21 protein-coding genes and 25 tRNA genes (1 of these 46 only partly in view) are annotated in these 22,981 nt (G+C 39.2%); 3 read left to right on the forward strand and 43 right to left on the reverse strand.

The genetic code is table 11. From position 1 onward, the window contains the following. Positions 1-2 precede the first annotated feature (2 nt). The 4 genes from IGL80_RS12575 to efp all read right to left on the reverse strand — a co-directional run bounded on the left by IGL80_RS12575 (position 3) and on the right by efp (position 3,027). Positions 3-1,139 (reverse strand): cystathionine gamma-synthase, encoded by a 1,137-nt coding sequence (locus IGL80_RS12575; protein WP_002358342.1) that lies wholly within the window; start codon positions 1,137-1,139, stop codon positions 3-5. A gap of 13 nt (positions 1,140-1,152) precedes the next feature. Then, positions 1,153-2,070: a PLP-dependent cysteine synthase family protein gene (locus IGL80_RS12580; protein WP_002358341.1), complete on the reverse strand. Its 918-nt coding sequence runs from the start codon at positions 2,068-2,070 to the stop codon at positions 1,153-1,155. Positions 2,071-2,159: 89 nt separating this feature from the next. Further along, positions 2,160-2,297, reverse strand: a complete 138-nt coding sequence (locus IGL80_RS12585) for a hypothetical protein (RefSeq protein ID WP_002355203.1) — start codon at positions 2,295-2,297, stop codon at positions 2,160-2,162. 169 nt (positions 2,298-2,466) lie between these two features. Beyond that, a complete protein-coding gene (efp, locus tag IGL80_RS12590) occupies positions 2,467-3,027 on the reverse strand; it encodes an elongation factor P (protein WP_002355202.1) in 561 nt (186 codons plus the stop codon). Between the two features lie 354 nt (positions 3,028-3,381). On the opposite strand from efp, the gene IGL80_RS12595 reads away from it, so the two are divergent. Next, positions 3,382-4,029 (forward strand): FusB/FusC family EF-G-binding protein, encoded by a 648-nt coding sequence (locus tag IGL80_RS12595; protein ID WP_002355200.1) that lies wholly within the window; start codon positions 3,382-3,384, stop codon positions 4,027-4,029. Between the two features lie 38 nt (positions 4,030-4,067). On the opposite strand, the gene IGL80_RS12600 is transcribed toward IGL80_RS12595, so the two are convergent. From IGL80_RS12600 to fabF, 3 genes are all read right to left on the reverse strand, one after another. Continuing rightward, positions 4,068-5,036 (reverse strand): dihydroorotate oxidase, encoded by a 969-nt coding sequence (locus IGL80_RS12600; RefSeq protein ID WP_002404623.1) that lies wholly within the window; start codon positions 5,034-5,036, stop codon positions 4,068-4,070. A gap of 144 nt (positions 5,037-5,180) precedes the next feature. After that, a complete protein-coding gene (fabZ, locus tag IGL80_RS12605; RefSeq protein ID WP_002355197.1) occupies positions 5,181-5,615 on the reverse strand; it encodes a 3-hydroxyacyl-ACP dehydratase FabZ in 435 nt (144 codons plus the stop codon). A 1-nt stretch (position 5,616) separates the two neighbouring features. Beyond that, complete coding sequence (fabF, locus tag IGL80_RS12610; RefSeq protein WP_002358339.1) at positions 5,617-6,855, reverse strand: beta-ketoacyl-ACP synthase II; 1,239 nt, start codon at positions 6,853-6,855, stop codon at positions 5,617-5,619. A 297-nt stretch (positions 6,856-7,152) separates the two neighbouring features. Here fabF and fabI point away from each other — a divergent pair, with 297 nt between their 5' ends. Next, the gene (gene fabI, locus IGL80_RS12615; RefSeq protein WP_002358338.1) at positions 7,153-7,905 is read left to right on the forward strand and encodes an enoyl-ACP reductase FabI; all 753 of its coding nucleotides are present in this window, start codon (positions 7,153-7,155) and stop codon (positions 7,903-7,905) included. Between the two features lie 98 nt (positions 7,906-8,003). On the opposite strand, the gene IGL80_RS12620 is transcribed toward fabI, so the two are convergent. From IGL80_RS12620 to IGL80_RS12640, 5 genes are all read right to left on the reverse strand, one after another. After that, positions 8,004-8,417 (reverse strand): DUF4809 family protein, encoded by a 414-nt coding sequence (locus IGL80_RS12620; protein ID WP_002358336.1) that lies wholly within the window; start codon positions 8,415-8,417, stop codon positions 8,004-8,006. Positions 8,418-8,446: 29 nt separating this feature from the next. Next, positions 8,447-9,382 (reverse strand): cation diffusion facilitator family transporter, encoded by a 936-nt coding sequence (locus IGL80_RS12625; protein WP_002358335.1) that lies wholly within the window; start codon positions 9,380-9,382, stop codon positions 8,447-8,449. Between the two features lie 142 nt (positions 9,383-9,524). Then, positions 9,525-10,199 (reverse strand): HD domain-containing protein, encoded by a 675-nt coding sequence (locus IGL80_RS12630; protein WP_002355190.1) that lies wholly within the window; start codon positions 10,197-10,199, stop codon positions 9,525-9,527. 12 nt (positions 10,200-10,211) lie between these two features. After that, positions 10,212-10,724: a DNA-3-methyladenine glycosylase I gene (locus IGL80_RS12635; protein ID WP_002355189.1), complete on the reverse strand. Its 513-nt coding sequence runs from the start codon at positions 10,722-10,724 to the stop codon at positions 10,212-10,214. 12 nt (positions 10,725-10,736) lie between these two features. After that, complete coding sequence (locus tag IGL80_RS12640; protein WP_002358334.1) at positions 10,737-11,228, reverse strand: methylated-DNA--[protein]-cysteine S-methyltransferase; 492 nt, start codon at positions 11,226-11,228, stop codon at positions 10,737-10,739. A 110-nt stretch (positions 11,229-11,338) separates the two neighbouring features. On the opposite strand from IGL80_RS12640, the gene IGL80_RS12645 reads away from it, so the two are divergent. Next, a complete protein-coding gene (locus IGL80_RS12645; RefSeq protein WP_002358333.1) occupies positions 11,339-11,932 on the forward strand; it encodes a bifunctional transcriptional activator/DNA repair enzyme AdaA in 594 nt (197 codons plus the stop codon). Between the two features lie 17 nt (positions 11,933-11,949). Here IGL80_RS12645 and IGL80_RS12650 read toward each other — a convergent pair whose 3' ends face one another. The 31 genes from IGL80_RS12650 to IGL80_RS12800 form a co-directional block, all read right to left on the reverse strand. After that, entirely contained in the window at positions 11,950-12,693 is a 744-nt protein-coding gene (locus tag IGL80_RS12650; RefSeq protein ID WP_010708242.1) for an alpha/beta hydrolase, read from the reverse strand. Positions 12,694-13,777: 1,084 nt separating this feature from the next. After that, positions 13,778-14,596, reverse strand: a complete 819-nt coding sequence (locus tag IGL80_RS12655; protein ID WP_002358330.1) for a histidine phosphatase family protein — start codon at positions 14,594-14,596, stop codon at positions 13,778-13,780. Positions 14,597-14,616: 20 nt separating this feature from the next. Further along, on the reverse strand, positions 14,617-16,083 hold the full coding sequence (locus IGL80_RS12660) for a glycoside hydrolase family 1 protein (protein ID WP_002358329.1): 1,467 nt from the start codon (positions 16,081-16,083) through the stop codon (positions 14,617-14,619). Positions 16,084-16,205: 122 nt separating this feature from the next. Beyond that, a complete protein-coding gene (locus IGL80_RS12665) occupies positions 16,206-17,636 on the reverse strand; it encodes a 6-phospho-beta-glucosidase (RefSeq protein WP_002355183.1) in 1,431 nt (476 codons plus the stop codon). Positions 17,637-17,659: 23 nt separating this feature from the next. Then, on the reverse strand, positions 17,660-19,558 hold the full coding sequence (locus IGL80_RS12670; protein WP_002358327.1) for a beta-glucoside-specific PTS transporter subunit IIABC: 1,899 nt from the start codon (positions 19,556-19,558) through the stop codon (positions 17,660-17,662). Between the two features lie 73 nt (positions 19,559-19,631). Next, a complete protein-coding gene (gene licT, locus IGL80_RS12675; RefSeq protein ID WP_002355181.1) occupies positions 19,632-20,474 on the reverse strand; it encodes a BglG family transcription antiterminator LicT in 843 nt (280 codons plus the stop codon). A gap of 242 nt (positions 20,475-20,716) precedes the next feature. Further along, positions 20,717-20,788, reverse strand: a tRNA-Glu gene (locus tag IGL80_RS12680). 14 nt (positions 20,789-20,802) lie between these two features. Further along, positions 20,803-20,890, reverse strand: a tRNA-Ser gene (locus IGL80_RS12685). A 10-nt stretch (positions 20,891-20,900) separates the two neighbouring features. Then, positions 20,901-20,974: transfer RNA gene (locus tag IGL80_RS12690), tRNA-Ile, on the reverse strand. 13 nt (positions 20,975-20,987) lie between these two features. Continuing rightward, a tRNA-Gly gene (locus IGL80_RS12695) sits at positions 20,988-21,058 on the reverse strand. A 14-nt stretch (positions 21,059-21,072) separates the two neighbouring features. Beyond that, a tRNA-Phe gene (locus IGL80_RS12700) sits at positions 21,073-21,145 on the reverse strand. Between the two features lie 5 nt (positions 21,146-21,150). After that, positions 21,151-21,224, reverse strand: a tRNA-Asp gene (locus tag IGL80_RS12705). A gap of 48 nt (positions 21,225-21,272) precedes the next feature. Further along, positions 21,273-21,346: transfer RNA gene (locus IGL80_RS12710), tRNA-Met, on the reverse strand. 33 nt (positions 21,347-21,379) lie between these two features. Continuing rightward, positions 21,380-21,469, reverse strand: a tRNA-Ser gene (locus IGL80_RS12715). 12 nt (positions 21,470-21,481) lie between these two features. Further along, positions 21,482-21,553 (reverse strand) — tRNA-Glu (locus IGL80_RS12720). Positions 21,554-21,567: 14 nt separating this feature from the next. Further along, positions 21,568-21,641 (reverse strand) — tRNA-Ile (locus IGL80_RS12725). Between the two features lie 9 nt (positions 21,642-21,650). Further along, positions 21,651-21,721: transfer RNA gene (locus IGL80_RS12730), tRNA-Gly, on the reverse strand. Between the two features lies 1 nt (position 21,722). Further along, a tRNA-Asp gene (locus IGL80_RS12735) sits at positions 21,723-21,799 on the reverse strand. A 38-nt stretch (positions 21,800-21,837) separates the two neighbouring features. Beyond that, a tRNA-Met gene (locus IGL80_RS12740) sits at positions 21,838-21,911 on the reverse strand. A 33-nt stretch (positions 21,912-21,944) separates the two neighbouring features. After that, positions 21,945-22,034: transfer RNA gene (locus tag IGL80_RS12745), tRNA-Ser, on the reverse strand. A 33-nt stretch (positions 22,035-22,067) separates the two neighbouring features. Further along, positions 22,068-22,141, reverse strand: a tRNA-Ile gene (locus IGL80_RS12750). 20 nt (positions 22,142-22,161) lie between these two features. Then, positions 22,162-22,235 (reverse strand) — tRNA-Met (locus IGL80_RS12755). Between the two features lie 23 nt (positions 22,236-22,258). Continuing rightward, positions 22,259-22,331, reverse strand: a tRNA-Ala gene (locus tag IGL80_RS12760). A gap of 13 nt (positions 22,332-22,344) precedes the next feature. After that, positions 22,345-22,418: transfer RNA gene (locus IGL80_RS12765), tRNA-Pro, on the reverse strand. Positions 22,419-22,429: 11 nt separating this feature from the next. After that, positions 22,430-22,503: transfer RNA gene (locus tag IGL80_RS12770), tRNA-Arg, on the reverse strand. A 14-nt stretch (positions 22,504-22,517) separates the two neighbouring features. Further along, positions 22,518-22,603 (reverse strand) — tRNA-Leu (locus tag IGL80_RS12775). A 15-nt stretch (positions 22,604-22,618) separates the two neighbouring features. After that, positions 22,619-22,690 (reverse strand) — tRNA-Gly (locus IGL80_RS12780). A 4-nt stretch (positions 22,691-22,694) separates the two neighbouring features. After that, positions 22,695-22,770, reverse strand: a tRNA-Thr gene (locus IGL80_RS12785). A gap of 6 nt (positions 22,771-22,776) precedes the next feature. After that, positions 22,777-22,858, reverse strand: a tRNA-Leu gene (locus IGL80_RS12790). Between the two features lie 16 nt (positions 22,859-22,874). Further along, positions 22,875-22,947, reverse strand: a tRNA-Lys gene (locus IGL80_RS12795). 6 nt (positions 22,948-22,953) lie between these two features. After that, a tRNA-Val gene (locus IGL80_RS12800) sits at positions 22,954-22,981 on the reverse strand; it runs 45 nt beyond the window's last position.

The following is a 22,981-nucleotide window of genomic DNA, read 5'->3' on the forward strand; positions in this document are numbered from 1 at the left end:
GTTTATGCTTGTAATCCCTTTTCTAAATCAGCCAATAAATCTTCGACTGCTTCAATTCCTACAGATAAACGAATGAGTCCATCTTTAATTCCCACAGCTTCACGATTTTCTTTGGGAATAGATGCGTGAGTCATAATGGCAGGTACTTCAATTAAACTTTCTACGCCACCTAAACTTTCCGCTAAAGTAAAAATTTCCAACGCTTCTACGAAAGGAACGACTTGCTCATCCTTGGCTAATTCAAAAGAAATCATGCCACTAAATCCCGACATCTGTTTTTGCGCAATTTCGTGACCAGGATGACTCGCTAGTCCTGGATAATACACCGTTGCTACCGCTGGATGCGCTTCTAAAAATTCTGCGATTTTTTGAGCATTTTGGGCATGCGCTGCCATCCGGACGCCTAATGTTTTTAAACTACGTTGGACCAGCCAACTATCATGTGGTCCTAAAACAGCACCAATCGCATTTTGTAAAAAGGCAATCTTTTCTGCGCTTTCTGGATGATTCGTTACGACTAAACCAGAGACTACATCACTATGGCCCCCTAAATATTTTGTCCCGCTGTGAACCACAATATCAGCACCTAACGCTAACGGCCGTTGAAAATAAGGCGTCGCAAATGTATTATCGACAATAGTTAACAACTGATGTTTTTTAGCAAGCTTAGCTGCCGCTTCAATATCTGTAATTTTTAACAGTGGATTACTTGGTGTTTCCAAAAACAAGGCTTTTGTATTTGGCTGAATTGCGGCTTCAATTGTTGATAAGTCGCTGGCGTTTACAATCGTGTAGCTTAACCCATTTGCTACAAACACTTTATCCAATAAACGGAAACTCCCCCCATAGACATCGTCACCTAATAAAATATGATCTTCGGGTCCAAACATAGAAATGATTGCATGAATACCAGCTAAGCCTGAGCTAAACGCAAAGCCATGGCTCCCACCTTCTAACTCAGCGATTAAGGTTTCTAACGCGTGACGTGTGGGATTACCTGAACGAGAATATTCATATTCTTTTGGCTGGCCCACGCCATTTTGTTCAAAGGTTGACGTTTGATAAATAGGAACACTCACTGCACCTGTTGTTGTGTCTTTGCTAATGCCGCCATGAATTAATTTGGTATTGAATTTCATAAAAGTTTTCCTCCTAAGAATAAATATTTTTTGATAAATAACGGTCACTACCGTCAGGAAAAATAGTTACAATTGTGCTGCCTGCTGGTAAGCGGCGCGCCTCTCTTAATGCCGCCGCAAACGCTGCGCCGCTGGAGCTTCCCACCAGCAAAGCGCTTTTCTTGGCTAATTGTTTGACCCAGAAAAAACCATCCTCGTCTGAAATGGTATAAAAGCCGTCCACAGGAATCTGTTTAAGAAAAGGCGGCACGAACTCCACGCCAATGCCTTCGATTTCATGTCCGTGTGCAGGTCCGCCATTTAAAATTGAACCTTCTGGCTCCACGCCCCATAATTGCGTCTTACTATTTTGTTCTTTGAGATATCTGCCAACACCAGCAAACGTTCCACCACTGCCTAAACCTGCGACAAAGCTAGTAATCTTCCCGCCTAGGTCTTGAACAATTTCAGGTCCTAATCCTTCGTAGTAAGCAGCAGGATTATCCGGATTTTCAAATTGTAACGGCACGTAACTATTAGGAATTTCCTTGGCTAAGTCTTGGGCACTAGTTATCGCTCCGACAATCCCTTGCTCTGTTGGCGAAGGGACAATTTTAGCACCTAACGCTTGCATCAGCTGTTGTTTTTCCTGACTAAATTTTTCTGGCACAACAAAGATTGTCTTGAGGCCCAGTTGACTGGCAGCTAATGCAAGTCCAATCCCTGTATTCCCCGCTGTCGGTTCAATAATTGTTGTGGCTTGATTTATCTTTCCCGTTTTCATTGCTTCTTTGAGAAGATGCACACCAAGCCGATCTTTGACACTGCCACCTGGATTCAAATATTCTAGTTTCGCATAAATTTTAGTGCCTTCTGGCATAGGATATTGTTCACTTGTAAATTCAAATAATGGTGTTGCTCCGATTGTGTCTAAAATTGACTGAGCAATCATAGCGAATTCCTCCTTCTAATACATGTACATAAAACAAAAAGGTGCTGATCGCATCAGCACCTTTTTTGTTTATTTCTGGTTGTCTAGATTCAGAGAGGAATCGTGTTAGGCAATTTTTCAGAAATAACGGAGGTTTTCCCCATCACAAAAGAGTATGCTGCACTATTTTGCACCATACAACAACAGCTTTCCGTTTCTAAAAAAGGGCTAGCTTGTTTTTTCGTCATGGTTGATTTCCTCCTTCGTCATGTGTTGACCAAACTATACCATTTCCCATTTTCTAGTGTCAACGATTCTAACGATTGCTATTTCCTATCACACCAATGGTTTTCTTATAGGCAAAAGAATTAATAGACCAAAAAAAAACAGAAGGCTAGCCTTCTGTTTTTCTGCTACTTATTTAGCACGTTTTAAATACGTACCTTCCGCAGTATTGATTTCTAATAATTCGTCTGCTTCAACAAAATCTGGAACGTTAACAACTAATCCTGTTTCCATTGTAGCGGGTTTACCAGAACCAGTTACTGTTGCGCCTTTGATTGAAGGTTGTGTTTCAGCAACACGTAAGATTACCGTTGTTGGTAAAGTTAAACCAATGACTTCTTCACCATAAAATTGAATTTTTACTTCCATATTTTCTAATAAATATTTTAGTTCTTCTTCAATTAAAGCAGTTGGTACTTCATATTGTTCATATGTTTCTAAATCCATGAAAATAGCCATATCATCTTGGCTGTATAAATATTGAACCGGTTTTGTATCGATGTGCGCTTTTTTCACTTTTTCATCTGGGCGCATTGTTGTATCTGTTGTAGAACCCGTACGAACATCTTTTAATTTCATACGCATAACCGTGTTACCTTTACCTGGTTTGTGGTGGCTAGCTTCCATTACTTTAATTAATTTGCCGTCTTGCTCAAAAGTCATACCGGCTTTTAAATCGCTTGCTGCAATCATTGTAATTTCTCCTTTTCTCTGGTTAATTCTTCATTATTGTAGCAAATAACCTAGGATTAATCTAGGAAATCACGTATCTTTTTTAGAAGTTTATCACTCCCCAGACATTGAATTGGGAAATAAAACGAGTTTAACTTGCCTTTTTTCTTGAATTGCGTTAGAATTACCAAGCTTTCATCAATTATTTTCACTTTTTACATAGAAAAAATCAATCATTAAAGGGGGTGATGATATGATACGTCAAACGCTATCTTTATCAAAAACACATGAGGTTGTCTGTCACTAAACATACGTTGGTGAGACAAATTGCCTTTCAGCGTATGTACTCGGTCTATTTGAAAGGAATTTAAAATCATGAACCCAACTATTCAACCTTACCAATTTAACATAATTAAAGAACAAGTCGCTGTGTTACTAAACACCTATACGTCTGTTAACGATGCTACGACTGTCAAAACTGTCCAGGCCCTATGTGCCGAAAAAATCAATGGGTTATTTCCAGAAGAACACCCTGCTGTTACGATTTTGTTGGACAAAGTGATGGATCGTCGTTTAACACGCGCACGTGCTGAAAAATATTTAGATGAATTAAAAGAAACCGTGTTGCCCTTTAAAGAACCTTCAACACCACAAGTCACGAAAGTCTTTCGCAAAGTGAAAAAGTTAAAGATTCCTGAGTGGGAAAACATGGATTTACGGAACAATACCTATGTCGGTTGGAACGACGCTGGGACTCAGAAAAAATTTATCTTAGCTTATCGAGAAAATAAATTAATCGGCGTCCACGGCACCCTTTCACCCACCATTGTTAAAGGTGTTTGCTCCATCTGTCAAACAATCACGAATGTGTCTATGTTCCTAGCTACCACCAAATCAGGCGGCGACGGAACCTACACGAAAAAAGGCAATTACATTTGCCATGATAGCGACACCTGTAACCAACAATTAACACAACCTGAATATTTGGAAGCCTTTATGGAAAATGTTAAGGCTGTGAAATAACAAAAAACCGTCAAGAAAATTTCTTGACGGTTTTTTTGTTACATCTCTTTCAATTTCCCACGAAATTCTTCAATACTTTCATAACCTTTTGCTGCCATGATTTCTTGTAATTCTTTGGCTAGACGCGCAAAAACTTGTGGACCTTCTTGATGCAATTGTGTGCCGACTTGTACTAATGTCGCACCACATAAAAGATGCTCAAAAACATCTTTTCCACATGTAATACCGCCCGTTCCAATAATTTTGATTTCTGGTTTCAAACGTTGCGCAAACGCACGAACATTGGCTAACGCTGTTGGTTTGACATATTCGCCGCCCAGTCCACCGAAGCCTCCTTTTGGTTTAATGACCACTTCTTCCTTGTCACTGTCAATATATAAACCATTACCGATGCTATTAATACTATTCACGTATACTAAAGGGAATTTATTTAAAATTTCAGCCATTGCGTCAAAATGTGCAATATCAAAAAATGGGGGTAATTTTACACCTAATGGTTTAGTAAAAAATTGGAAAACTTCTGTTAAAAGCTTTTCTGTTAATTCAAAATCATAAGCAATTTGCGGTTTACCAGGCAAATTGGGACAAGACAAATTAAATTCTGTCACTCCTGTGTATTCACTTTCTTGCACTTTTTTTAAAATAGCGATATTTTCCTCATAATTCATACCAGATACAGATAAAAAGCGTAACTCCTCAGGAAATTCCTTTTGACGTGCAATCTGATAATCTAAATAATAATCAATCCCTAAATTAGGCAAGCCCATTGAGTTAATACTTCCTAATGGTGTATCAAAATACCGAGGCTCCTCATTGCCCTGACGAGGATTAGGTGTTGCCGTCTTAGCGACAAAAGCACCTGCTTGAGAAGCCGCTAACTCGTCCATTTCCTTAATTGTCATACAATGAATGCCTGATGCGTTCATTAACACATTCGCCAATTTATGTCCCGAAAACTCTACTGAAATATCCAAAAGAAAAACCCTCCTGTAAATTGTTTTACTCATAAGCTTACCACCTTCACGTAAGCTTTTTATGATTATAGCATGTTTTTTTGCGTTAGTGTTATTTATATAAATTTAAAAAGGAATAAGCCATTGTGACTTATTCCTTTTCTTAGGGAAACTAACGTATCCAAAATTGATTGATTCTTATCGTCCCACAATAAACGTCAATTCACATTCGCAGACCTTTTTATCTTCCACGTAAGCAGTCGCTTTGCCGATGCCGACAAAGTCACGTAATTTGACGATTTCAAAATGTAATTTCAAGACATCACCAGGGACCACTTTTTGACGGAATTTTGCTTTGTTGATACCGCCAATATAGGCCGTTTCACCTTCAAATTGATCCATTTTTAAGATTAAAATCGAACCTACTTGTGCCAATGCTTCAATAATCAAAACGCCTGGCATTGTTGGATTTCCAGGGAAATGTCCTTGGAAAAATTCTTCGTTAATTGTCACATTTTTTGTTGCAATAATCTTTTCATTTGGAATAATTTCATCCACATAATCAATATAACAAATCGGATAGCGATTAGGAATCATTTCCATAATTTCTGTTGCAGTCATTACTTTTTTCATACTAGTTTTCCTCCCATTTCTTCAAGCAAATTACACCATTATGGCCACCAAAGCCAAACGAATTACTAATTGTATAGTCCGCTGTAATGTCACGTGCACCTTCTGTGACATAATCTAAATCACAATCTGGATCAGCAACTTGGTAGCCTACTGTCGGATGAGCTTTTCCTTCTTGCAATGTTTGCACACAAGCGATCGCTTCGATACCGCCAGCCGCGCCCAATAAATGTCCAGTCATACTCTTTGTACTTGAAATTGGAATTTGCGATGCTCGCTCACCAAAGACACGTTTGATGGCCGTTGTTTCCGCAGCGTCATTCGCTGGGGTTGACGTACCATGAGCATTGATATACCCAATTTGTTCCGGCGTAATCCCTGCTTCCGCAATCGCCATTTCCATCGCAGCCGCCGCGCCACTACCGTCTTTTAAAGGAGCGGTCATGTGGCTAGCATCACAGTTGCTGCCATATCCAACAATTTCGCCGTAGATAGTTGCGCCACGTTTCTGTGCATGCTCGAGTTCTTCTAAAACCAGCATTCCTGCGCCTTCACCCATCACAAAACCTTTTCGTTCTTTATCAAAAGGAATCGAAGCCCGAGTCGCATCTTCTGTTGTATTTAAAGCATTCAATGCTGCAAAGCCTGCAATCCCAATTTCACATACTGTGGCTTCTGTCCCACCAGTTACCATCATGTCCGCTAAACCATATTTAATCGTGCGAAAAGCTTCACCAATCGCATTCGTCGCAGAAGCACAAGCAGTCACGATAGTTTGAGAAGGTCCTTTTGCACCTAAACGAATCGAAATATTTCCCGCTGCCATATTAGCAATTACCATGGGCACGAAAAATGGTGTTACGCGTTTTGCGCCTTTTTTATCCATTACCCGTACTTGGTCTTGTAAGGTAGTCATCCCGCCAATCCCACTACCGACAATCACACCTAAACGAGTCGGGTCAATCGTTGCTTCTGTTAAACCACTCATTTCCCAAGCTTCTAAAGCAGCGACCAAGCCATATTGAGAAAATAAGTCCATTCTTTTTTGCTCTTTGCGTTCTAAAACAGCACTTGGGTCAAACTCTTTCACTTCACCAGCCAAAGCTACCCCAGTATCTTCAGAATCAAATTTAGTAATTTTGCCAATTCCTAGCTTGCCATCCACTAGATTATGCCAAAATTCTTTTACGGTATTGCCTAATGGTGTTACGGCACCCATGCCGGTTATGACCACTCTTTTCATACTGTACCTCCGAGTTTATTTTGATTATCAAACTATTATTTCATGCGGTTTCCAGCACTTTTTCCCAAAAAATAAGAAAAATAGTTTGACTTTCAAAGTATTTTGGTTAATAATTCAGACATCAGGAAAAATGTCTGTTTTTTTCAAGATTAGAAAATTGAGAAGATTTTGTTATCATTCTCACACAGATAATACCAGTTGAAATTTTATTCGTCAACTCAATAAATGTAACTTTTACATTTTGATGAAGAAAAGCCTATTCTATCAACAAAAATTTTTTATTAAAGGAGATTTTATATGTTTTTACAAAATAAGAATGTCGTCGTAATGGGTGTTGCCAACAAAAAAAGTATTGCTTGGGGTTGTGCAAAAGCATTAAAAGATCAAGGGGCCAATGTTATTTATACGTATCAAAATGAACGCATGAAAAAGCAAGTGGTTAAATTAGCAGATGAAAATGATTTGTTGGTGGAATGCGATGTTGCTTCTGACGCGTCCATTCAAGCAGCCTTTGAAACAATTAAAAATGAAGTGGGCACGATCGATGGACTAGTCCATGCGATTGCTTTTGCCAAAAAAGAAGAATTGTCTGGAAACGTTAGTGACATCACTCGTGATGGTTTCCTATTAGCACAAGATATTAGTAGCTACTCTCTTTTAGCAGTCACTCATTATGCGAAACCTTTGTTAAATCCTGGTTCAGGAATTGTCACATTGACGTATTTAGGTTCCGAACGTGCGATTCCTAACTACAATATGATGGGGATTGCTAAAGCTTCTTTAGAAACTGCCGTGAAATATTTAGCTTTTGAATTAGCTGCAGATAAAATTCGTGTCAACGGAATCTCCGCAGGAGCGATTAAAACATTGGCTGTGACTGGTGTAAAAGACTACGATCAATTGATTAGTATTTCTAATGAGCGGACACCAGATAAAACAGGTGTAACCATTGAAGAAGTCGGAAACACTTGTGCCTTTTTAGTCAGTGAACTAGCTAGTGGTGTGGTCGGTGACATCATTTATGTCGATAAAGGCGTTCACTTAACTTAATCATTTTTTGTCTTTATTTTCTATTTATACATTAAAAAACAGAGATTGGACGATCTCTTTCACTCATTGATTGTCCAATTTCTGTTCTATTTTGTACTTTATTCTATAATAAAATTGACAGTTCCAATTCCAAAAACAGTTGTTAGGATTTGATTAACTTGTTCAAAAAGTTTTGATAAATCTTCCAGTTTATTTTTAGATTGGATTTTTTCAGAACCGTTATCGTAGCTTAAATGATTGTACGCTTCTTTAAAGGTTACTGCTGTGTCTTCTTTTCGATAAAGGATATATTCGTCATCTAGCATATCCATTTGTAGCTCCTGTTTAAATCCATTTCTGGCAACAACAGCAGAAACTAGATGAGCAACAGTCAAGCCATCTAACGGAATGTCCACTCCATTCATTGCTAATGTGTAGACGGTATCTTCCACTAAACCACAGGCGTTACAACCACCACTGGTTAAATCTACTGTACTTGTTATAATTGCCTCTTGCATCGTTTCTTCCCCCATATTGTTTTTTAAAGTTATTCTTTCATTTGTTATTTACGAACGTAATTCACATCATAATCGTCAACTTCAATATAGATATAGATTTTTTTATCAGGCATTTTACTGCGAATGTCTCGTTCAATCGCATTCACAACATCAGGTGCATCTTCTTCCATTGGTTCTACCACATCAATTTTTGCCGCTACTAAAATTTCAGTTGGACCTAAATGAACGGTCTTTACATCAATTAGTTTTTCAACATCCGCCCGATCAAATGCAGTTTTAATTTTTGCTAAATCTTTAGCAGTCACACTTTCACCAATAATCAAACTATAAAATTCTTTCGCTAAGAAAATGGCTGCACACATTAATAGTAAACCAATCAGTAAACCACTGATAGCATCAAATGCAGCAATTCCAGTTACCATTGTTAAAAGGGTTCCCACCAAAGCTAAACACAAACCAATAACCGCACAAAAGTCTTCCGTAAAAATAATTAAAATTTCACTGTGACGACTTTCTCGCAAAAATTTTAAGAGCGATAACTTCTCTGTATTCAATTCTTTGATTTCTTTCATCGCTACACGCAAAGAGCTACCTTCCACAAGCAAACCAAAAATTAAAATACCAATGACAATAGCCACATTTTCTACTTCATGAGAGGGATGCAGTAACTTCTGAATAGCCTCCATTACGCCTAACGCGCCCCCACCAAAAAAGAGCATCGTTGCAACAATTGTACTAAAAAAGTATTTTGCACGGCCTTCTCCAAATTGATGTAACGCACTTTGTCCACGAGAAGCGCGCTTATTCCCAAAAAGTAATAACACCTGATTACTACAGTCCACGACACTGTGGATACTTTCATTCATCATAGCGGTACTACCACTTAAAGCAAAACCAACAAATTTACTAATCGCTACTAAAATATTCGCAATCAGCGCGGCAATAACTGCAAACATGCCACTCGATTTTTTTGTCTCCATAATTACCTCCTATATGTAACGTAAAACTAAGATAAACCACCCGTTTATTCATCCATCATTTTACCACTTCTGAGGTATTTGTAAAAAAGAGTTCTCTTAAAATTCAAAAAGAAATGTACTGACTGTTTTAGTTGGCCCTCATTTATCGGTGTCCATCCCACTCTTGATAAAATTCCTCCAGATAAAGTTCCATAAATTGATGACGCTTTTCCGCCAATAAGCGACCATAATTTGTATTCATTTGTTCCTTTAACTTTAAAAGTTTCTCATAAAAATGCATAATAGCAGTATCTTCCCCATTCCGGTATTCTTCTTGGGTTAACTGTTCACGAGGTTGTTTATGAGGATCGTGAATTAAACGGCCTTTATTTCCCGAATAAGCCATCACCCGTGCAATTCCAATTGCGCCGATGGCATCTAGTCGATCCGCATCCTGGACCACTTTTCCTTCTAATGTAGTAACTGTTTTCCCAGTATTTCCTCCTTTAAAGGACATATTAGCAATAATGGAAAGGATGTGATTCGTTTGCTCTGTTGATACGTTATTTGCTTCCAACCATTGTTGCACCTTTAGCAAGCCAGCCTCTTCACTTTCGTTAAATTTTTCATCGCCAATGTCATGTAACAATGCTGTTAATATACATAAAAATAAATTTGCTTGTTCTTTCTCTGCAATTGTTTTTGCTAATTGTGTCACTCGATAAATATGCCACCAGTCATGGCCACTTGCTTCGTTGGCTAATTCTTGTTGAACATAACGCTCTGCTGCTTGAATAATTGTTTGTTCTTCAAAACTGAGAGATTCATTTTCAAACATCCTAACACTCCTTTATTCTGGATTTAAAATTTCCACCTGGATAATCCCGCTAGCTTTCAGAAACATATTGGTGACAATCGGACCTACAAAAGAAAATCCTCTTTTTTTTAAGTCTTTTGCTACGTTATCTGACAAAAGCTGTGTGCGTGGGACTTGGTATGCTTCTTCATAAATAGATAAAACGGGGACGTTTTTTACAAATTGCCATAGATAATTGGCAAAACTGCCAAATTCTTCTTGTACTTTTAAAATTGCTTGCGCATTTTTAATGGTTGCTTCAATTTTGCGCCGATTGCGAATCATATCTGGATCAGCTACTATTCGATCGACTTCGTCAGGCAACAGCGCGGCAACTTTTTCCGGCTTCATTTGGCAAAAATTTTTCATGAATGCTACTTTTTTCCCTGCTGCTGCTTTCCAACTTAAACCAACTTGAAAAACACCCACCGTCAACAATAAAAACAGCAAATCATCCTCTCTTGTAGGTTTTCCCCATTGTTCTGTATACCATTGATAGTTGTTCATCGCCGCCTCCTTTTAAGACTGTTCAAATGTTAATAATGCTTGTTTCATTGCTAAACCACCACGGTAACCGGTTAATTGTCCCTTGCTGCCGATGACTCGATGGCAAGGAATGACCATTAATAAAGGATTTTTCCCAATCGCTGTGCCAACTGCTCGAACCGCACGTGGACGCCCAATTTTTTCTGAAATTTCTTGATAGGTCATTGTCTCACCATAAGGGATTTCTTGCAACGCCTGCCAAACTTCTTTTTGAAAGGGCGTTCCTTCGATGTCTATGGGGCAAGCAAACGTTGTCGAATGTTGGTTAAGATAACTTATTAATGCTTCTTTATAAGGCGCAGTTTTCTTTTCAGAAGCTTCTAATTGTGCTTGAGAGTACCAGTTTTTCAGCTCTTCTATCGATTGATTGGCTGAACCTACAAAAGTTAGTCCAGCGTCTGTCACACCAAGATAATAGTGATCGTTCTGCCATTCTTGTTGCGCATAATAAATCTTTTTTACCATATGTCTACACTTCTTTCTCGTGTTTTCTTATCTTCATTATAATTCTTTTGGCTTTCAAAATCTTGCGCTCCTATCACTTTTTACTTGTTTTTATTAGGGATTCTTTTACAATGAAGAAAACGGGAGGTGTGCTTACAATGAAAACAACGTATCGACTTACTCAGAAACGTTGGGAAGCCATTCAAAATAATAATACGCAATTTGATGGTGATTTTTTTTATGGTGTGACCACAACTAAAATTTTTTGTCGTCCTTCGTGCCCTTCACGTGTGCCCAACAAGAACCACGTTCTGATTTTCAAAACGGCTCAGGAAGCTTTAACACTTGGTTTTCGTCCATGTAAAAGATGTCAACCAACCGGGCAAGTCGTTCCTAACGAGGAATGGGTTGCTCAAATTAAGCAATTTATTGATCGGCATTCAGCGGAACCTTTAAGTTTAGACTATTTAGCGCAAACCTGCCACGGTAGTCCCTTTCATTTGCAGCGAACCTTTAAGGAACAGACGAAACAAACCCCATTAGCTTATTTAACAAGTGTCCGAATTAGGCAAGCCCAAGAATTGCTTCTCCATTCACCCCTTACGATTCAACAAATCGCGAAAAAAGTTGGCTTCCAAACCGCAGCATATTTTGCCACCACTTTTAAAAAAGAAACAGGCGTAACCCCCTCTGTTTATCGCAGTAAAAATGAGCCGAAAAAATAACATTTCGGCTCATCGGATTATTTATTGGGGCGTAATTGTAGCCACGCTACAATCAATTGACTGATTTCTGTTTGCTGTTGCTCGTTAGAAATTGTCGCTTTGTTGTCTCCTTTTTGGACACCGTAATTACCAAACCCTGCATGGTTACCACCTTTGATAGATACATACTGCGTATCTTTCGGCAAGAACTGTTTGGCTTTTTGGTAGCTAGTCCAATTTAAAACACCATCGTTTGTAGCTGTTATTGACAGAACCGGCAGATCTTGCTTGTTTAGTGCACCTTTTTCGTCAGGATAGCTAGCTAAATAAATCATGCCTTTGATTCGTTGCTCATTTTCCGCTACAAAACGGCTAGCCATCACACCACCCAGAGAATGTCCAGCCAAAACGAAGTTTTGTTGTGGATGATCCTTTATAATTTGTTCTGCAGCATTTGGTGCAAGAACCGCTAAATTCAAAGGAAAATGAACAACATAGACATCATAACCTTTCGTAGCAACTTCTTGCGCCCATTCACTATAACTAGCGGGCGCAACCAATGCACCTGGATAAAAAATCAGTGCTGTATCATTTTTTTGCCCGTTTGTGTAATAATCATAGTTTTTTTCTTGCGTAGCACTTTGACTTATTTTTAAGGCTGAATCGGTTGCTTGATACGTACTATTTTTAATAAAAATAGTCAGGCCGATGACTAATACCGCTAAAAAAAGCCCGAGTCCTAGGACAATTTTTTTCCAACGTGATTTTGTTCTATTTTTCATCTCATTTCCTCCCAATGAAAAAATTCTTCTTTCTGATTCTACCTTTAATAAAAAAAGAACACAACAATAGGAGTTGGTGAAGCAATCCTTCTGTTGCTCCACCAACTCCTAAATAGACTGTTTCTCTAATCCAGGGATTATTTTGTCTCTTTTTCGCCTGCTTCTAAGTAGCTGATAATAACCGTTTCAAATCATCATTTATTTTTCCTACACTTCCCTTATTAAAATAACAATGAAGCTGAAAGCAGAAATATCAACACCGAACAGATCAATAAAGCCCTGTTATTTGATAAAGTATAGTCTAAATAGATATACTCGCCAATGAAAAATACTATCAGAGCTAACGAAGCCCTTAATAAACCAACATTTTAAAAAATATATTCTTTGAAAATAAAGGAAAGGACTCCCAAAATAAGGAATGATAGTAACATTGACTTAACAATAAACCATTGCTTTCTCGCCATTCTAACACTTCTCTCTAATGAAATTAATTATATCGCTTCACTTGAAACCATCAATACACTTTCTTAAATTTTTTCATTAATATATAAATTATTTTTCAACAAACAGTCTTACTTTCATAAATTTGTCTGTTGTAAAAAATAGTAGCATACACTATTTTAAATAGACATAGCTATTATTCTATTTTATAGGGACACATTACTAATATAAGCAAACATAGTAACAGCCTTATACAATTTAGATAATAAATAACAACCTATTTCATTAACTAAAACAACAATAGTCAGAAAAAGGACTGGTTTTTAACAGATACATGTCACAATGTTTTCATGCTATTTATTTAATAGTTGATTCACTAATTAAAAAAATAATTTCTAATTTTCACTTAATATAAATGTAAAAATACCCCATCAGAACATGCTTTTATTCAGTTAGTAAAAAAAACGGTCCAAAATCTAGTCAGCATAGTTATGCGATAAATCATTTTTGAGCTCGAACCACTTCTATTTAAAAATGTGATGAGGTAAGCCTTCACTTTTAATAAAAAAACAATAGGAGTTGGTAAAGCAACCCTTTTCTTGCTCCACCAACTCCTAACTAGACCGTTTCTCGATGACTTAGATTATTTTGATTCTTTTTCGCCTGCTTCTAAGTAGCTGACATCATTGACTTTATCCAAAGTATATTCGCCATTTTTGTAATGAATTGTTGTGACACTAGCATTCTTCAAACCGCCTTCTGGGACTTTAAAATCATCAAATAAAGTTGCTAACAACGCTGAAATACTCAAGCCATGAGAGACCACTAAAACATTGCCATTCCCGGGATTGGCTGATTCTGTGGCAACAATTTTATCTAAGCCTTTTTTCAAACGTTTGGTAATTGTAGCATAGTCTTCTGCAGGCCAGTTATTCTTGCTTTCCTCGCGCTGTTGATCCAGTTTAGCTACGCTGTTGGCAAAGGATTCAGGAGTCATGTTTTTCATAAATTCTTCTAAGGAAACACCTTGATCATCAGCAATATCCTGCCACATTGTCTTGTTTAAATCCCCTTCATAGCTACCAAAATTAAATTCACGTAAATCTGGGTCACGCACGACTTCAAGGTCTTTGCCTGCTTTATTTTGATCTAAAATAAGTTGAGCAGTTTGCAAGGCGCGGCCACTATCACTACTATATGCATTTTGAAAGGCAACATCTTTCAAACCAATCCCAGTTGCTGTCACAACTTTTTCACCTTCTGGTGTTAAGACCGCATCTGACCATCCTTGTACGCGGTCCGTCGTATTTAACATGGTTTTTCCATGGCGCACAATGTAAAGAGTTAGTTCTTCAGGTTTTGTCTCTTTTTCTTTTGTCGTTGCTTGCTGATTTTTACCACAACCAACCATTACTAAAATGGCCAGAAAAAGCATCCCCACAATCGTCAATCGTTTTTTCATTTTTTATTTCCCCTCATTTTCTACTCAGTTGTTAAGTTTTCACCATTACTAGCGATAACTTGTTTGTACCAATTAAATGATTTTTTCTTAGTTCGTTTCAAGGTTCCCTGACCTTGGTCATCCATGTCTACATAGATAAAACCGTAACGTTTTTTCATTTCGCCAGTCCCTGCTGAAACTAAGTCAATACAACCCCATGGCGTATAACCAATTAAGTTAACCCCGTCTTCTTCTACTGCGGTTCTCATGGCTTCAATATGTTGTTTAAAATAATCAATGCGGTAATCGTCGACAATCGAGCCATCCTCTTGCAATGTATCCACCGCACCGAACCCGTTTTCAACCACAAACAATGGCATATTGTAACGATCTGACAACTGACACAATGAAATTCTTAACCCTAAAGGATCGACAGCCCAGCCCCATTCAGATTCTTGCAAATAAGGATTTTTAACCGCAGGCATTTGGTTGCCTCCGACATATTTTACTTCTTCGGGATAAGCAGTCGAAACAGTCGACATATAATAACTAAACCCGATATAATCAACTGTTCCTTTTTGAATAATCGCTAAATCCTCTGACTCCATTTGAATTGTCATTCCTTCACGCTCAAATTCTTTGAGCTTATGCGCTGGATAATATCCCTTAGCCTGGACATCCATATAAAATTCTTGCTCTCGGTTAAATTGAACAGCTGCCATCACGTCCTCAGGTTTGCAGGACAAAGGATAACTCGGTATATAAGCCACCATCATACCAATCTGGAAATCTGGATTGATGGAATGTCCCAATTCAACTGCTTTCGCACTTGCTACAAATAGATGATGCGCCGCTTGATATTTACTTTGTTTATCATTATTGTGAATCCCAATTTGCGTCCAACTTCTTAAAAAATTAATTTCATTAAAAGTCATCCAATACTTCACTTTATCCTGATAACGTGTAAAAATGGTTTCGCAAAAGAAAACAAAGAAATCAATCACTTCATGATTTTTCCAACCATCATATTCATCGGCCAAATACATCGGAATATCAAAATGGTTAATCGTCACAACAGGCTCAATTCCATGGCGCAGCAAAGCATCAAAAACTTTATCATAAAAGGCTAAGCCTTCTTCATTAATCTCTTTTGTTCCATTTGGGCAAATCCGGCTCCAGGCGATAGACAGCCGAAAACATTTGAAACCCATTTCTGCAAACAAGGCGATATCTTCTTCGTAATGATGGTAAAAGTCCGTCGCTACATGACTAGGGTAGTATAATTCTTCATCGATATAGCCAATCGCTCCTTCGGGTAATGCTTGATCGCGCGTACACGAAGCTTTTTGGCCTTCTTTAGTTAAATACGTAATCCGTCGCGGTTCTGTTTGACTACCACCAGTAATTGCATCTAATGTACTCAGACCTTTGCCTCCTGAAAGGTAGCCACCTTCATATTGGTTAGCAGCTGTTGCGCCGCCCCATAAAAAATTTTCTGGAAATCCCATAAAATCCCTCTTTCCCTCTGTTTTTAGGCATAACAAAGAAACCATCAAGGGAATTGACGCTGGCAGAAGAGTCCTTGTTTTTTCTACCAACGTCAAACGCCCTTTAATAGTTGCTAATTTTATTAATTACTTAAATCTTCACCATTTGTTGCGATTACTTTTTTGTACCAATCAAACGATTTCTTCTTGCTTCGTTTTAACGTACCATTTCCTTCGTTATCGCGATCCACATAGATAAAGCCATAGCGTTTTTTCATTTCACCTGTTCCAGCTGATACTAAATCAATACAGCCCCAAGTCGTATAGCCTAACAAGTCGACACCATCTTGTTCAACGGCATCTTTCATCGCTTGAATATGCGCCGCCAAATAATCGATACGATAATCATCGACTACATAACCATTTTCGTCTGGTGTATCTACCGCTCCTAAGCCATTTTCAACAATGAATAGTGGTTTTTGATAACGATCATATAAGTCATTCATCGTAATTCTCAAACCAAGTGGATCAATTTGCCAACCCCATTCACTGGCTTTTAGATAAGGATTTTTCACAGAGGCAAAGATGTTACCAGCTGTTTGTTCATTAATTTCTGGATCTGTTGATGTGACACGAGAAGAATAATAAGAGAACGAAATGAAGTCCACCGTATGTTCTTTTAAAAGTTCTTCGTCGCCTTCTTCCATTTCAATTTGAATACCTTTACGGGCCATTTCTTTTAAAGCATACGCAGGGTATTCCCCACGTGATTGGACATCAATAAAGAAATAATTTTCACGATCTGCTTGTCGAGCAGCGAAAACATCTTCTGGTTTACAAGTATAAGCGTAGTTGGAACCAGCCGCTAACATACAACCTACTTGGTTTTCAGGATCTACCTCATGAGCAATTTTTGTCGCAATTGCACTTGCTAGTAGTTCATGATGGGCCGCTTGGTATTTCACTTGTTCTTTGTTTTCGCCTTCTTCAAAGTATAGACCTGCTCCCATAAATGGTGCATGTAAAATCATATTAATTTCGTTAAATGTTAACCAATATTTGACTAATCCTTTATATCGGTTGAAAATTACACGGCAAAGATTTTCATAGAAACCTACTAACTTACGACTACGCCAAGCGCCATATTCTTCCACTAAGTGCATTGGGCAGTCAAAGTGTGTAATCGTTACTAGTGGCTCAATCCCATATTTATGACATTCTTTGAATAAGTCTTCATAGAACTTCAAGCCTTCTTCATTCGGCTCTGTTTCATCTCCCATTGGAAAAATTCGACTCCAAGCAATGGATAAACGGTATGTTTTAAAACCCATTTCACCAAATAAGGCGATATCTTCTTTATAGCGATGATACATATCAATTGCCTCTTGTGCAGGATAGAAATGTTCTTCATCAAAGTTAAACATTTTCTTTTCACCAGTGATTACTGGAAAACGATCTGGACCCGTTGGCGCTAAATCGACGTTTGCCAAACCGCGTCCGCCTTCGTTATAGCCACCTTCACATTGATTGGCTGCTGTTGCGCCACCCCATAAAAAGTCTTTTCTAAATGCCATAAATTCTCTTCCTCCACATCTTTTTATATTAAAGCGGTCAGCAAATCATCACTTGTTGAAACTTCATTACTGCCGACTTCCAAAATATCTAAATAATCCGCTGTATTCGTCACAACGATTGGAATTTGTGTACTAAACCCAGCTTTTTTAATTCCTTCTAAATCAAAGGTTACTAATGTTTGACCTTTTTTCACGCGGTCACCTTGTTTTACAAAAGCTTCAAAGCCTTCGCCTTCTAATTGAACTGTATCAATCCCAATATGAATCAATAATTCTGTGCCGTTATCTGAAATCAAACCTAATGCATGTTTTGTTGGGAATAGTGTGACAATCGTTCCATCAAAGGGTGCAACCACTTTGCCTTCCGTTGGTTCAATCACGACCCCATTTCCTAATGCTCCATTTGCAAAAGCAGGATCCTCTGCATTTTTTAAAGATAACACTCGTCCTTTGACTGGACTTGTAATATTTTCTTTTTTAATCGTTGTTTTATCAATAATCACTTCTTCTTCCTCAACTGTATTGTCTTTCCAGAAGAAGAATGTTAGACCAAAACCAACGACCGCTGCAATGGCAATTGCAATAAAGGACTGAATCATCCCACTTGCATCATCACCATTGATGAAGTTTAGCACACCGAAAATTCCTAAACCACCCATTGTATAAGCTGTCACATTGTTGATCATCAAATATAAACCACCGACAGCGCCACCAATCATTGAATAAATAAATGGCCATTTTTTCGGTAAAGTGATTCCATAAATTGCTGGCTCTGTTACACCAAAAATACCAGAGATAATTGCTGGCGGACACAAAGCTTTTAACTTTTTATCTTTCAATTTGAAGAACATCGCTAAAACAACCGCTGTTTGCGCAAAACTAGCTGCAAATGATCCCGTTAATACTTGGCTTGAACCTTCTTGTGTCACTTGCATAATAGCTAATGGCACAACGCTCCAATGTAAACCAAAAATAACTAAGACTTGCCAGAAGAAACCAAGAATCAAACCATACAAAGCTGGTGAGAAACTCATTAATGCTGTAAAGCCAGCGCTTAATAAATCTGTTAGCATGCTAACGATTGGCCCAATTACTAAGAAACCAATTGGTAAGGCAATCAACAAGACGAAAAACGGTACTAAGAACGTTTGAACAACTTCTGGAATAATCCGTTTAAACACTTTTTGAACTTGTGCCGCAAAAGCAATAATGAAGATGATTGGTACGACACTACTTGTATAGTTCGCACCGACCCAAGGAATCCCCATAAATGTATTATAGGCAGGTAAGCCGAATAAATTATACGGTGCTGCGGCTCCCGCACCCGCTGTTGTTTCAAAGGCCGTTTGTAATGCACTTCCTTGAATCGTTGGGTAACATAAAGCTGCGCCAATCACGATCCCTACCATTGGATGCAACCGGAATTTTTTAGCTGCTGTATAACCTAAAATAACTGGCATAAAGTAGAAAATTGCATCGCCAATCCCATTTAACATGGTATAAGTCCCTGACGTAGCCGTATAGAGCTTTAAGAAAACCAATAAGGCATTTAACCCTTTGACCATCCCAGCCGCTGCTAACGCCCCTAAAAAGGGTTGGAAACAACCACTTAAAATATCTATTAAGCGATCAAATAAATTCCCACTGGAAGCTTCTTCTTCACGTTCTCCTGACAAGCCTGCAATACTAACTACTTCTTCGTAAACGGCTGGAACATGGTTCCCAATAACGACTTGGTATTGTCCACCGCTTTTCATAACAGTTACCACACCGTCCATATTTTTTAAGACATCATCATTCGCTTGACTCTCATCTTTTAATTTGAAGCGAAGACGTGTGATACAATGTGTCAAACTATTAATATTCTCTTGCCCACCGACATTTTTTACAATTTTTTCTGCTAGTTCATGATATTTTCCCATCTTTTTTTCCTCCAAAAATTTATTTTCATTTGAAGGTTTAGCCAACTGAATGTCACTATCCAAAGTGGTGCGTTTATTGTTCCGTTGTTTGTACAATTCGTGCAATGTGAATCGTTAGGTACAAGCGTTCTTCATTTGAAACTTGATAGTCATAGTTCTCATTTAAATACAAGCTGATCTTTTCCACGCAACGATAGGCGTTGAGATATTTCTTTTTAATTACCGCATACAGTTCTTCATCATCATTTTCGACAACTTCACGTTGGTGTAATAAGCGATAACAGAAAAATTTTAAATGTGTGCTAAATCGATAAAAGTAAACAGAGTCTTCATCAAAACTTACCTTAAAATAGTATTTGACGATATTTGTAATCTCTTGCATCAACTTTGTCAATTCGTAAATATTACCGACTTCTTCCTCCATCTCCGCATTCACCAAGTGCAATGCGATAAAACCTGCCTCATCCGTTGACAATTCCATTCCTACGCGCTTTTGTACCATTTTTAAAGCATTTACTCCTACTTCGTACTCTTCAGGAAAAAAACGTTTAATATCCCATAATAATAAATTCTTAATTGCAATTCCTTGTTTTTTTCTTTCTAAAGCTGTGTACAAATGATCCGTCAGAGAAATATAAATGGTATCATTCAAACTCTTTTTCAACGTTGATTTTGCATAAACAATAATGTCATCCGAGAGTTTCATCATCTCTAAAGGAATATTTCCTAACAATTCTTGAAACTTAAGTGATGTTTCTTGATTGGCTAAATAAAAAACTTGATCGATACTTTCATCAGGAACCCAATCACCAATGCGTTTCTTAAAAGCAATTCCTTTGCCCATAACAATTTGCTCTCGTTTATCATCATCTAATGTAATAACCACATTATTGTTTAAAATTTTGTGAATAATCAATGCCCCACCTCCTTTGTGTTTCGTTGAAAAAAGAAAAACCCAATTTCTTCAAAAAGAACGACACACCTGTCGCTTCATGAAAAAATTAGGTTTAGCTTGTCTTTAAACAATCACTATCCATCTATTTACTTATCCCTACATCCAAAGAATAACATATTTACAACAAATGTCAACGCTTTCAACGACATTTTTTTGTAATAAAAATAAAAAAAGCATACAAACAATGTTTGTATGCTTCACTATGACCCGTACGGGACTCGAACCCGTGTTACCGCCGTGAAAGGGCGGTGTCTTAACCGCTTGACCAACGGGCCATTAAAAAGAAAAACGGAGAAGGAGGGATTTGAACCCTCGCGCCGGTTTCCCGACCTACACCCTTAGCAGGGGCGCCTCTTCAGCCACTTGAGTACTTCCCCAAGAAATAAATGGGCCTAAATGGACTCGAACCATCGACCTCACGCTTATCAGGCGTGCGCTCTAACCAGCTGAGCTATAGGCCCCAAATAAGAAAAAAGCGGGTGACGAGAATCGAACTCGCGACAACAGCTTGGAAGGCTGTGGTTTTACCACTAAACTACACCCGCAAATTTTTCTTGGATGGCGCGGGACAGAATCGAACTGCCGACACATGGAGCTTCAATCCATTGCTCTACCAACTGAGCTACCGAGCCAAAAACGGTCTGGACGGGACTCGAACCCGCGACCTCCTGCGTGACAGGCAGGCATTCTAACCAGCTGAACTACCAAACCAATTCGTTTTTGCTTTATGCAAATGTATGCTTTAAAAAATAAAAGCAATTGCGGGGGCAGGATTTGAACCTACGACCTTCGGGTTATGAGCCCGACGAGCTACCTGACTGCTCCACCCCGCGATAATTAGACCAAGGAAACTTAATTCCTAAGAAAGGAGGATAAGGGATTCGAACCCTTGCACGGTTTTACCCGCCTGACGGTTTTCAAGACCGTTCCCTTCAGCCGGACTTGGGTAATCCTCCGTAACAAAACTATGACCCGTACGGGACTCGAACCCGTGTTACCGCCGTGAAAGGGCGGTGTCTTAACCGCTTGACCAACGGGCCATTTTATAAAATTATGGGCCTAAATGGACTCGAACCATCGACCTCACGCTTATCAGGCGTGCGCTCTAACCAGCTGAGCTATAGGCCCAAAAAGAAAAGCGGGTGACGAGAATCGAACTCGCGACAACAGCTTGGAAGGCTGTGGTTTTACCACTAAACTACACCCGCATGGCGGTCTGGACGGGACTCGAACCCGCGACCTCCTGCGTGACAGGCAGGCATTCTAACCAGCTGAACTACCAAACCATACTTTTCTTTTTATATGCTTTTGAAATCAAAAGCAATTGCGGGGGCAGGATTTGAACCTACGACCTTCGGGTTATGAGCCCGACGAGCTACCTGACTGCTCCACCCCGCGATAATTAGACTAAGGAAACTTAATTCCTAAGAAAGGAGGATAAGGGATTCGAACCCTTGCACGGTTTTACCCGCCTGACGGTTTTCAAGACCGTTCCCTTCAGCCGGACTTGGGTAATCCTCCATGATAAAAATAAAACTATAAACAACGTCACAATGGACCTTGTAGGACTCGAACCTACGACCGGACGGTTATGAGCCGTCTGCTCTAACCAACTGAGCTAAAGGTCCAGGCTCTTCCAAATGTATAATCGCGGCGGAGGGGATCGAACCCCCGACCTCCCGGGTATGAACCGGACGCTCTAGCCAGCTGAGCTACACCGCGAAACTCTTATATTAAAATAAGAATGGAGCCTAGCGGGATCGAACCGCTGACCTCCTGCGTGCAAAGCAGGCGCTCTCCCAGCTGAGCTAAGGCCCCATGAAAATTATTATCGGGAAGACAGGATTCGAACCTGCGACCCCTTGGTCCCAAACCAAGTGCTCTACCAAGCTGAGCTACTTCCCGTATATAACTAATGCACCCAAAGGGAGTCGAACCCCTAACCTTTTGATTCGTAGTCAAACACTCTATCCAGTTGAGCTATGGGTGCTAAATATAAAACAATGCCGAGGACCGGAATCGAACCGGTACGGTGATCACTCACCGCAGGATTTTAAGTCCTGTGCGTCTGCCAGTTCCGCCACCCCGGCGTAATGAATTGGCTAAGCGGAAAACGGGGTTCGAACCCGCGACCCCCACCTTGGCAAGGTGGTGCTCTACCACTGAGCTATTTCCGCAAAATGGTGCCGGCTAAAGGACTTGAACCCTCGACCCTCTGATTACAAATCAGATGCTCTACCAACTGAGCTAAGCCGGCTAAATATGCGGGTGAAGGGACTTGAACCCCCACGCCTTGCGGCGCTAGATCCTAAATCTAGTGCGTCTGCCAATTCCGCCACACCCGCAAATGAAATATGAATATGAGCCGTACAGGGCTCGAACCTGTGACCCTCTGATTAAAAGTCAGATGCTCTACCAACTGAGCTAACGGCTCAAAAAATGGAGGTTAACGGGATCGAACCGCTGAC

It is taken from the genome of Enterococcus sp. DIV2467a (assembly GCF_050532945.1).
GTDB lineage: Bacteria > Bacillota > Bacilli > Lactobacillales > Enterococcaceae > Enterococcus > Enterococcus faecalis.

Coding starts and splice junctions, on each gene's coding strand:
- IGL80_RS12575 (WP_002358342.1), bottom strand. CDS start 1,139: ATGAAATTCAATACCAAATTAATTCATGGCGGCATTAGCAAAGACACA.
- IGL80_RS12580 (WP_002358341.1), bottom strand. CDS start 2,070: ATGATTGCTCAGTCAATTTTAGACACAATCGGAGCAACACCATTATTT.
- IGL80_RS12585 (WP_002355203.1), bottom strand. CDS start 2,297: ATGACGAAAAAACAAGCTAGCCCTTTTTTAGAAACGGAAAGCTGTTGT.
- efp (WP_002355202.1), bottom strand. CDS start 3,027: ATGATTGCAGCAAGCGATTTAAAAGCCGGTATGACTTTTGAGCAAGAC.
- IGL80_RS12595 (WP_002355200.1), top strand. CDS start 3,382: ATGAACCCAACTATTCAACCTTACCAATTTAACATAATTAAAGAACAA.
- IGL80_RS12600 (WP_002404623.1), bottom strand. CDS start 5,036: ATGAGTAAAACAATTTACAGGAGGGTTTTTCTTTTGGATATTTCAGTA.
- fabZ (WP_002355197.1), bottom strand. CDS start 5,615: ATGAAAAAAGTAATGACTGCAACAGAAATTATGGAAATGATTCCTAAT.
- fabF (WP_002358339.1), bottom strand. CDS start 6,855: ATGAAAAGAGTGGTCATAACCGGCATGGGTGCCGTAACACCATTAGGC.
- fabI (WP_002358338.1), top strand. CDS start 7,153: ATGTTTTTACAAAATAAGAATGTCGTCGTAATGGGTGTTGCCAACAAA.
- IGL80_RS12620 (WP_002358336.1), bottom strand. CDS start 8,417: ATGGGGGAAGAAACGATGCAAGAGGCAATTATAACAAGTACAGTAGAT.
- IGL80_RS12625 (WP_002358335.1), bottom strand. CDS start 9,382: ATGGAGACAAAAAAATCGAGTGGCATGTTTGCAGTTATTGCCGCGCTG.
- IGL80_RS12630 (WP_002355190.1), bottom strand. CDS start 10,199: ATGTTTGAAAATGAATCTCTCAGTTTTGAAGAACAAACAATTATTCAA.
- IGL80_RS12635 (WP_002355189.1), bottom strand. CDS start 10,724: ATGAACAACTATCAATGGTATACAGAACAATGGGGAAAACCTACAAGA.
- IGL80_RS12640 (WP_002358334.1), bottom strand. CDS start 11,228: ATGGTAAAAAAGATTTATTATGCGCAACAAGAATGGCAGAACGATCAC.
- IGL80_RS12645 (WP_002358333.1), top strand. CDS start 11,339: ATGAAGAAAACGGGAGGTGTGCTTACAATGAAAACAACGTATCGACTT.
- IGL80_RS12650 (WP_010708242.1), bottom strand. CDS start 12,693: ATGAAAAATAGAACAAAATCACGTTGGAAAAAAATTGTCCTAGGACTC.
- IGL80_RS12655 (WP_002358330.1), bottom strand. CDS start 14,596: ATGAAAAAACGATTGACGATTGTGGGGATGCTTTTTCTGGCCATTTTA.
- IGL80_RS12660 (WP_002358329.1), bottom strand. CDS start 16,083: ATGGGATTTCCAGAAAATTTTTTATGGGGCGGCGCAACAGCTGCTAAC.
- IGL80_RS12665 (WP_002355183.1), bottom strand. CDS start 17,636: ATGGCATTTAGAAAAGACTTTTTATGGGGTGGCGCAACAGCAGCCAAT.
- IGL80_RS12670 (WP_002358327.1), bottom strand. CDS start 19,558: ATGGGAAAATATCATGAACTAGCAGAAAAAATTGTAAAAAATGTCGGT.